Origin of the sequence: Pseudomonas sp. Root562 (assembly GCF_001427125.1) — a bacterium.
GTDB lineage: Bacteria > Pseudomonadota > Gammaproteobacteria > Pseudomonadales > Pseudomonadaceae > Aquipseudomonas.
This window is the reverse complement of record NZ_LMGK01000021.1, coordinates 402,089-411,115: the sequence shown is the minus strand read 5'-3', so window position 1 is coordinate 411,115 and position 9,027 is coordinate 402,089. Positions and strand designations below refer to the sequence as shown.

The window sequence follows — 9,027 nt, the reverse complement described above, 5'->3', positions numbered from 1 at the left end:
GCCAACGATCCAGCCCAATCAGCAAAACTGGAATCACCACCCGTTGGTTACTGGAAGCTGAATGCTGGCGATGATGAGTGATTCAGCCTGACATGATTACTGTGGCGAGGGAGCTTGCTCCCGCTCGGCTGCGCAGCAGTCGCAACCTCAGCAAACCAGGTAYGTCTGAGGTTCCCCTTCGCAGGTGTTGGCACTGCTTCGCAGCGCARCGGGAGCAAGCTCCCTCGCCACAAAAGCGTTCAGCATCTCGCCGCTCGCCAMCGATCCAGCCCAATCAGCAAAACTGGAATCACCACCCGTTGGTTACTGGAAGCTGAATGCTGGCAATGATGAGTGATTCAACCTGACATGACTCCTGTRGCGAGGGAGCTTGCTCCCGCTCGGCTGCGCAGCAGTCGCAACCTCAGCAAACCGGGTACGTCTGAAGTTCCCCTTCGCAGGTGTTGGCACTGCTTCGCAGCGCAGCGGGARCAAGCTCCCTCGCCACAAAAGCGTTCAGCATCTCGCCGCTCGCCACCGATCCAGCCCAATCAGCAAAACTGGAATCACCACCCGTTGGTTACTGGAAGCTGAATNTGGCACTGCTTCGCAGCGCAGCGGGAGCAAGCTCCCTCGCCACAAAAGCGTTCAGCATCTCGCCGCTCGCCACCGATCCAGCCCAATCAGCAAAACTGRAATCACCACCCGTTGGTTACTGGAAGCTGAATGCTGGCGATGATGAGTGATTCAGCCTGACATGACTCCTGTGGCGAGGGAGCTTGCTCCCGCTCGRCTGCGCAGCAGTCGCAACMTCRGCAAACCRGGTACGTCTGAAGTYCCCCTTCGCAGGTGTTGGCACTGCTTCGCAGCGCAGCGGGAGCAAGCTCCCTCGCCACAAAAGCRTTCAGCATCTCGCCACCCGCCAACGATCCAGCCCAATCAGCAAAACTGGAATCACCACCCGTTGGTTACTGGAAGCTGAATGCTGGCGATGATGAGTGATTCAGCCTGACATGACTCCTGTGGCGAGCTTCGCAGGTGTTGGCACTGCTTCGCAGCGCAGCGGGAGCAAGCTCCCTCGCCACAAAAGCGTTCAGCATCTCGCCGCTCGCCACCGATCCAGCCCAATCAGCAAAACTGAAATCACCACCCGTTGGTTACTGGAAGCTGAATGCTGGCGATGATGAGTGATTCARCCTGACATGACTCCTGTGGCGAGGGAGCTTGCTCCCGCTCGGCTGCGCAGCAGTCGCAACMTCRGCAAACCGGGTACGTCTGAAGTTCCCCTTCGCAGGTGTTGGCACTGCTTCGCAGCGCAGCGGGAGCAAGCTCCCTCGCCACAAAAGCGTTCAGCATCTCGCCGCTCGCCACCGATCCAGCCCAATCAGCAAAACTGNCTTCGCAGGTGTTGGCACTGCTTCGCAGCGCAGCGGGAGCAAGCTCCCTCGCCACAAAAGCGTTCAGCATCTCGCCGCTCGCCACCGATCCAGCCCAATCAGCAAAACTGAAATCAGCACGAACCCTAGCAACAAGCCTCCGGCATTGACGAACACCTGTGGATAACCAAGCTTCTCGACATCGATGAACGGATAGGGATAAACCGCCAGCAGATGCCCGCGCAACAGCGCATAGCCGAAGTACACCAGCGGATAAATCATCCACAGGGCGATATGGCGCAAGCGCAAAAAACCCTTGGGTACGCAACACAACCAGTAAACCAGGAACAACCCTGGCATCACGTCATGCATCAGCTCATCGGCCAGCCATTGCCAACCTTCGGGATGCCATAGATGGCGCAATAAAAGGCTGTACACCAGCCCGACCACGACGATGCTCACGGCGATGCCGCTGCTGACCCACGGCTGTAAAAACCAGCGACGCACAGCCGACTCGCGCGAGGTCAGTTCACAGGTCAGGACTGTGGCCACCAGCGTATTGCTCAGCACGGTGAAATAGCTGAAGAAGCTCACCAGCCCACCCAGCAGACTGGCACCCAGCGTCCAGCGTGAATGGAAGATCAGGTACATCTGGATGCTCAAACCGGCCCAACCGAGGATGGCAGCCACGGCCACGAAACGACGTCGCACGGCAGGCGCCTTGAACATGTTCAGAGCGGTCGCTTGGTACGCATCAGTTTCACGTACAAGCGCTCGACCTTCTCCCGTGCCCACGGGGTTTTGCGCAGGAACGTCAGGCTCGACTTGATGCTCGGGTCACTCTTGAAGCAGCGGATATCGATGCGTTCGGCCAGCCCCGACCATTCGTAGTGCTCGACCAGGGCATTGAGGATCTGCTCCAGGGTGACGCCATGCAGCGGGTCGTTGTTCTGTTCGGTCATGCCGGGCCTTCAGCGATGTTGGAATGGGGAAGCCGCGCACCTTAGCCGAGCGGCTGTTGCGGTGGAAGCGCTGCATGCGCTATTCGCTAAATGTAGGTGAATTGCGGCCCCTTGCAGGAGCGAGCCTGTCAGCGTTGGTCGTCAACGATAACGCTGGATTGCAGACGCCTCGCGGCGCTCTTGAATTCATCGCGAGCAGGCTCGCTCCTACAGTAATAGGTCGTGACTGTTACCAATTCAGAAAGGATGCATGTCAGGAAAAGCGCTTTCTCTATTTGTAACAGAACATTATGCTTGCGCCCCGCTATCGCTGAAACGCTTCATCCATCTTGCTACGCGTCGTTCATTCCTTAGAAAAAGATTAAGAATTTCCTTCTATGCCTGATTTCCCTTCCCCCCAAGACAGCGCTGTCTCAATGCCGGTCGCCTGTCGAAAAGTCCTGAAAATGCTCGGTGGCTGCACCGCGCTTGGCCTTGCCACTTGTACCCAGGCTGCCCCGGCCTTCGATAGCGATTCACCGTGGATGCTCGGCGACTGGAACGGCACGCGTACAGAACTGGCGGAAAAGGGCTACGACTTCAAAATCGATTACACCGGTGAAATGGGCAGCAATCTGCACGGTGGTTACGATCACGATCGTACGGCGCGTTACAGCGACCAGTTTGGTCTGGGTACGCACCTGGACCTGCAAAAGATACTCGGTTGGGACGACGCCGAATTTCAGCTGACCATCACCGAACGCAGCGGCAACAACATCAGCAACGACCGTATCAACGATCCGCGTGTCGGCGGCTTCACATCGGCCCAGGAAGTCTGGGGCCGCGGCCAGACCTGGCGCCTGACACAGATGTGGTATCAGCAGAAATTCTTCGATCAGCAACTCGACATCAAGGTCGGCCGCTTCGGTGAAGGCGAAGACTTCAACAGTTTCCCGTGCGATTTCCAGAACCTGGCATTTTGCGGCTCGCAGGTCGGCAACTGGGCGGGGGACATCTGGTACAACTGGCCGGTCAGCCAGTGGGCGATGCGGGTCAAGTATCACCTGACGCCCGAACTGTACGCACAGGTCGGCGTGTACGAGCAAAACCCGTCGAACCTTGATCGCGACAACGGCTTCAAGCTCAGTGGCAGCGGCACCCAAGGCGCGATTCTCCCGGTGGAATTGGTGTGGACGCCCAGGCTCAATGGCCTGCCGGGCGAATACCGCGCCGGTTATTACTACAGCAACGCCAACGCCACCGACGTCTACAAAGACAGCAATGGCCAGCCCGCCGCCCTGAGTGGCGAAGCCTACCGCAGTGCATCGAGCAAGCATGGTGTGTGGCTCGGCATCCAGCAGCAGATCACCAGCATCGCCAGCGACCACTCCCGCGGCCTGAGCGTGTTCGCCAACGGCACGATGCACGACAAGAAAACCAACGCCATCGACAACTACGTCCAGGCCGGCGTCGTCTACAAAGGCCTGTTCGACGCTCGCGCCAGGGACGATATCGGTTTCGCCATGGCGCGCGTGCACGTCAACCCGGCGTATCGCAAGAACGCCGAGGCAACCAACCAGGCCCACGCGGTTTTCGACTACGACGATCCAGCCTACTTGCCGCCGCAAGACACCGAATACAGCGCCGAACTCTATTACGGCGTGCATGTGAACAACTGGCTGACCGTGCGCCCGAACCTGCAATACATCCGCCACCCCGGTGGCGTGAACGACGTCGATGACGCGCTGATTGGCGGGATCAAGATCCAGTCGTCGTTCTAAAAAACAAGCAAAACCCTTGTAGGAGCGAGGCTTGCCCGCGATGGCGGTGGGTCAGGCAGCCTCAATGCCAAATGACACACCGTCTTCGCGGGCAAGCCTCGCTCCTACAGGAATGGCATCAACCAACCGTTTTTGTACTGAACCCTGCCCGCACAGGATCGTCATCTACAGTGAACTTGCGCGGGACTACTTGAAACGTCACGGAGAATCACACTATGAGCACTGATGGTGCCTTGGGTCGAAGCCGTCTATGGCCAAGCCTGCTTGGCATACTGCTTCTGCTAATGGGCCTGGCCATGCTGGCCGGGGGGATCAAGCTGAGCATGCTCGGCGGCTCGCTGTACTACCTGCTGGCCGGTATCGGCCTGGCGTTGACCGGCATCCTGTTGTTGCTGGCCCGCCGTGCCGCACTGGGCCTGTACGCATTGGTGCTGTTCGCCAGCACCGTATGGGCATTGTGGGAAGTCGGCCTCGATTGGTGGCAACTGGTGCCGCGCCTGGCGATGCTGTTTGCGCTGGGCCTGGTGATGTTGCTGCAGTGGTTCCGTCGTCCGTTGCTGCGTGACGGTGCCGCACCGATGGGCACCGGCGCGCTGGGTGTGGCCGTGGTGCTCGCTGGCGTTACCGCGTTGGCCAGCCAGTTCACCACCCCCGGTGAAATAAAGGGTCAACTGGACCGCGACAGCGTCGATGGCATGACCAACACCGCCCCGGCCATGCCGGAGGGTGACTGGAACTCCTACGGCCGCAGCGCCCACGGTGACCGTTACTCGCCACTGGCGCAGATCACCCCGCAGAACGTACACAAACTGGTGCAAGCCTGGTCTTATCGCACCGGCGACCTGCCAGGGCCGAACGACCCGGGCGAAACCACCGCCGAAAACACCCCGCTGAAAGTCAACGGCATGCTGTACGTGTGCACGCCGCACAGCCAGGTGATTGCGCTGGACCCGGACACCGGCAAGGAAATCTGGCGTTTCGATCCGAAGCTCTCCACGCAGAACGCGGCGAACTTCAAGGGTTGGGCGCACATGACCTGCCGTGGCGTGACCTATCACGATGACGCGGTGTACGCCTCCGAGCAGAGCCCGACCGGCAGCGCCAGCGCACCGGTGGCCAGTGTCTGCCCGCGCCGGATCTTCCTGCCAACCGCCGATACCCGCCTGATCGCCCTCAACGCCGACACCGGCAAAATGTGCGAAGACTTCGGCGACAGAGGCCAGGTCGACCTGCGCGCCAACATCGGCGGCTTCACGGCCGGTGGTTACTACTCCACTTCGCCGCCAGCGGTCACCAAGGACCTGGTGGTGATTGGCGGTCACGTCACCGACAACGTCTCCACCGACGAGCCAAGCGGCGTGATCCGCGCGTTCGACGTGCACACCGGCAAACTGGTGTGGAACTGGGACAGCGGCAACCCGGACGACACCACGCCGATCGCCGAAGGCAAGGTCTACACCCGCAACTCGCCAAACATGTGGTCGATGTTCGCGGTCGATGAAAAACTCGGCATGCTCTACCTGCCGATGGGTAACCAGACCCCGGACCAGTTCGGTGGCGCGCGTACCCCTGAATCGGAACTGCACGCCGCGGGCCTGACCGCTCTGGACATCGCCACCGGTAAGGTGCGCTGGCACTTCCAGTTCACCCACCATGACCTGTGGGACATGGACGTCGGTGGTCAGCCGACCCTGATGGACCTGAAAACCGCCGATGGCGTGAAGCAGGCCGTCCTGGCGTCAACCAAGCAAGGCAGCATCTACGTGCTCGATCGCAGCACCGGCCAGGCCATCGTGCCGATCAACGAAGTGCCGGTGCCGCAAGGCGCGGTGGAAGGCGATCATACCTCGCCGACCCAACCGAAGTCCGACCTCAACCTGATGCCGCCACCGCTGCAAGAACGCGATATGTGGGGCGTGACGCCATTCGACCAACTGATCTGCCGGATCGACTTCAAATCCATGCGCTACGACGGTCCGTTCACGCCGCCATCGCTGCAGGGTTCGATTGTTTATCCAGGCAACTTCGGGGTGTTCGACTGGGGCGGTATCTCGGTTGACCCGGTGCGTCAGATCGCTTTCGTCAACCCGAGCTACATGGCCTTCAAATCGAAAATGATCCCGGCCGCTGAAATCGCCGCCCAAGGCCCGCGCAAAAGCGAAACCGAAGGCGTGCAGCCGAACAAGGGCGCGCCCTACGGCGTAATCCTCGAAGCGCTGCTGTCGCCGATGGGCTTGCCTTGCCAGGCGCCGGCGTGGGGTTATGTCGCCGCCATCGACCTGACGACCCAGCAGAAAATCTGGATGCACAAGAACGGCACCGTGCGCGACAGCTCGCCGGTTCCGATCCCGCTGAGCATGGGCGTGCCAAGCCTGGGCGGCACCTTCACCACCGCCAGTGGCGTCGGTTTTCTCAGCGGCACCCTCGACCAGTACCTGCGCGCCTACGACGTGAAAAACGGCAAGCAACTGTGGGAAGGCCGCCTGCCGGCCGGCGCACAAACCACGCCAATGACCTACACCGGCAAGGACGGCAAGCAATACGTGCTCGTCGTCGCCGGCGGTCATGGTTCACTGGGCACCAAACAGGGTGACTATGTGATTGCTTACAAACTGTCGGAATAAGTTTTAACGGCGGTTAACCGGAAAAGGCGACTCCTGAGAGGGAGTCGCCTTTTTTGTCTGTGTGTCCGGGCCTGGTCTGCTACTTGATGAGGCGTACCGATCAATCGCCAATCGTTCTAAAAAACTGTCAACTTTCACAGTATCTTTCCGCATCTCCGCTGCGCATCATCAACCGTGAACACGTTCTCATGGATGACCCGCGGAGCCCTCATGCCTCACACCCAATCAGGCCTTGCAAGGCCGCTGCGCGCCCGACATGCAAACGGCAACATGCGAAAGCCAGGAAGCTGAACCATGACAGCCACCACCATACAAGCCCGCGCACCCGGCAAAATCATCCTGATGGGCGAGCACGCCCTCCTTCACGGTTGTCCGGCAATCGCCACATCTCTGGGCCTGTATTGCGACGTGCAAGTGCGCCCCCGTAACGACCAATACATAGAGTTGCAGCTGCCCGGTCTTGACCATCATCGCTGTTACACACTGGCAACATTGCTCGACTACCCGAGTCGCGAGGCCCAATTGCGTATCCCGGGCTTTACCCTCACTGGAAAAATCGACGCCGATTACCTGGTCAAATGTGCCATTGGCGTAATTCTGCGCAAGCTGACACCGAATCAATGGCGGGGATTTTCCGTGCGGGTGGAGTCGACCATTCCCATCCATTGCGGATTTGGCAGCTCAGGCGCCTTGGCTGTCAGCCTGGCCGCGGCGCTGTTGCGATTCTTCGATTTGCAACCGCGACAACACCCGCTGGAATCGGTGGCGATGAGCATCGAACGTTACCAGCACGGCCAACCGTCAGGGATCGATCACAACACCAGCCTGCTGGGTTCGACGGTCGAGCGGCGCCCCATGGCCGATGGCAATTTCAAACTGATCGCCTGGCCAAAAAGCGCGGCGTGGTTGCAGTTGCGCGACGTACAACTCTACGACACCGGCGCCGCCCGTGAGACCACCGGCCAAGTCATCACCGCCACCCGCCAACGGCTCGAAGGCCCCGACAATGCACTTTTAAAACGCATGCGTCACACCGCTGAACGCTTCCGGGCGCTGCTGCAGCGGCCGGTCCTGATGCCCTCGACACTCAAGCACCTGCTCAAAGAATACGAAGCCGCGCTGGAAAGCCTCGGCGTGGTGCCGAGGAATATCGCCAAACTCATTCGCGTCATCGAAAAGGCCGGTGGCGCGGCGAAAATCTGCGGCGCCGGCGCGCTCTCGGGGGACCAGGCCGGCGCACTTCTGGTGATCGGCGCACCCGCGCTACCGGAGTTGTCGCGATACCGCAGAATCGAAGCGCCACTGGCCGTCGATGGCTTGCAGATTCGCGAGGATGCACACGATCAGCGCCTCTCCCCCGAGAAACTTTGCGCTTATCCGGTCGACTGACGAGTCATTTGATTTGAAACATGCGCCATCGGCTTTCTCGATCAACGTGAACGTATATTTGCCTTTTCCGGATCAATCACCTCCGGTCCAGTCAGTTGGCGAAACTGGCGAACTCTGTATCTGAAGAAATTCATCGCTTTCCCACTCTTGATCGCGGAGACCACTTTATCGACTAACTTCAGCGTTTTGCCCGCGCCACTCAAAACAACCCCAGCGTTTGTAACTGTTACCCCTGCAGCATACCCTCCATGTTGTAGCCCCATACCCGCTACGGACGTTATGTAGCCGACGCGAGATACCACAGTTCCGATCCCTCGCAATCCTTCCCCCGCTGGCGGAACGAACATCGAATAAAGTTTCCATCCGCTTTTCAGCCCACTTTGAACTGCTCGCAATGCACCTGCAATCGATTGAAAAAACTCACCAGAAGGGTCGCTGAAATTGATCGGATCCCCTTTGCAATAGGCGAAAGCGTTAACGCCACCACGTTCAAACGGGCTGAGTTTGTCTGGGCTGTTGAAGCGCATAAGAACCGGGTTGAAGGCACGACGTCCATTACCCAACAAGTAATGCCCCGTGGCCGCGTTGGGCCGCTCACCGTTAAAGGCCAGGAGGTGGTTCATACCCGCTACAGACTGTCGAAAGCCGTAAGGCATGTAAGCAAAGCGCGTATGCCGTGCATCCTGAGTTTCAAGTAATACTGAGCGGCTCATATCTGTGACGAGTAAGTGAGTCAACCTGTGACTCGCCTCTGTCTGCTGCTGTGCATGCAAGCCATGGGCGCTGCGAAAAATACTGAAACCGACAGGACCTTGTATGACGGTACTCAGATGCTCTGCGTTGTAAAAATCCTGCCAAGGGGCTTTGCCAAACGGCGTAGTCCCGGCAAGGCGATCGAGCGCGTCATAGCACAATGAGGTCTTGATCGACATGACAT

At 59.3% G+C, this 9,027-nt stretch carries 6 protein-coding genes; 3 read left to right on the top strand and 3 right to left on the bottom strand.

What is annotated here, in order from left to right; translation table 11 throughout:
- Positions 1-1,439: 1,439 nt before the first annotated feature.
- Both ASD60_RS17610 and ASD60_RS17605 read right to left on the bottom strand, forming a co-directional pair.
- Entirely contained in the window at positions 1,440-2,084 is a 645-nt protein-coding gene (locus ASD60_RS17610; RefSeq protein ID WP_056855217.1) for a Pr6Pr family membrane protein, read from the bottom strand.
- A 2-nt stretch (positions 2,085-2,086) separates the two neighbouring features.
- Complete coding sequence (locus ASD60_RS17605; RefSeq protein ID WP_056855216.1) at positions 2,087-2,317, bottom strand: VF530 family DNA-binding protein; 231 nt, start codon at positions 2,315-2,317, stop codon at positions 2,087-2,089.
- A 377-nt stretch (positions 2,318-2,694) separates the two neighbouring features.
- Here ASD60_RS17605 and ASD60_RS17600 point away from each other — a divergent pair, with 377 nt between their 5' ends.
- The 3 genes from ASD60_RS17600 to ASD60_RS17590 all read left to right on the top strand — a co-directional run bounded on the left by ASD60_RS17600 (position 2,695) and on the right by ASD60_RS17590 (position 8,090).
- Positions 2,695-4,077: a carbohydrate porin gene (locus tag ASD60_RS17600; RefSeq protein ID WP_056855215.1), complete on the top strand. Its 1,383-nt coding sequence runs from the start codon at positions 2,695-2,697 to the stop codon at positions 4,075-4,077.
- 215 nt (positions 4,078-4,292) lie between these two features.
- Positions 4,293-6,701, top strand: coding sequence for a glucose/quinate/shikimate family membrane-bound PQQ-dependent dehydrogenase (locus ASD60_RS17595; protein WP_056855214.1), 2,409 nt, complete (start codon positions 4,293-4,295; stop codon positions 6,699-6,701).
- A 294-nt stretch (positions 6,702-6,995) separates the two neighbouring features.
- Positions 6,996-8,090, top strand: a complete 1,095-nt coding sequence (locus ASD60_RS17590) for a mevalonate kinase family protein (RefSeq protein ID WP_056855213.1) — start codon at positions 6,996-6,998, stop codon at positions 8,088-8,090.
- Positions 8,091-8,131: 41 nt separating this feature from the next.
- Here ASD60_RS17590 and ASD60_RS17585 read toward each other — a convergent pair whose 3' ends face one another.
- Positions 8,132-9,022 (bottom strand): RHS repeat-associated core domain-containing protein, encoded by an 891-nt coding sequence (locus tag ASD60_RS17585; RefSeq protein ID WP_056855212.1) that lies wholly within the window; start codon positions 9,020-9,022, stop codon positions 8,132-8,134.
- Positions 9,023-9,027: the final 5 nt, after the last annotated feature.

What these genes read in the sequence shown, in the direction of transcription:
- ASD60_RS17600 (WP_056855215.1), top strand. Translation starts at nt 2,695, where the DNA reads ATGCCTGATTTCCCTTCCCCCCAAGACAGCGCTGTCTCAATGCCGGTC.
- ASD60_RS17590 (WP_056855213.1), top strand. Translation starts at nt 6,996, where the DNA reads ATGACAGCCACCACCATACAAGCCCGCGCACCCGGCAAAATCATCCTG.
- ASD60_RS17605 (WP_056855216.1), bottom strand. Translation starts at nt 2,317, where the DNA reads ATGACCGAACAGAACAACGACCCGCTGCATGGCGTCACCCTGGAGCAG.
- ASD60_RS17610 (WP_056855217.1), bottom strand. Translation starts at nt 2,084, where the DNA reads ATGTTCAAGGCGCCTGCCGTGCGACGTCGTTTCGTGGCCGTGGCTGCC.
- ASD60_RS17585 (WP_056855212.1), bottom strand. Translation starts at nt 9,022, where the DNA reads ATGTCGATCAAGACCTCATTGTGCTATGACGCGCTCGATCGCCTTGCC.
- ASD60_RS17595 (WP_056855214.1), top strand. Translation starts at nt 4,293, where the DNA reads ATGAGCACTGATGGTGCCTTGGGTCGAAGCCGTCTATGGCCAAGCCTG.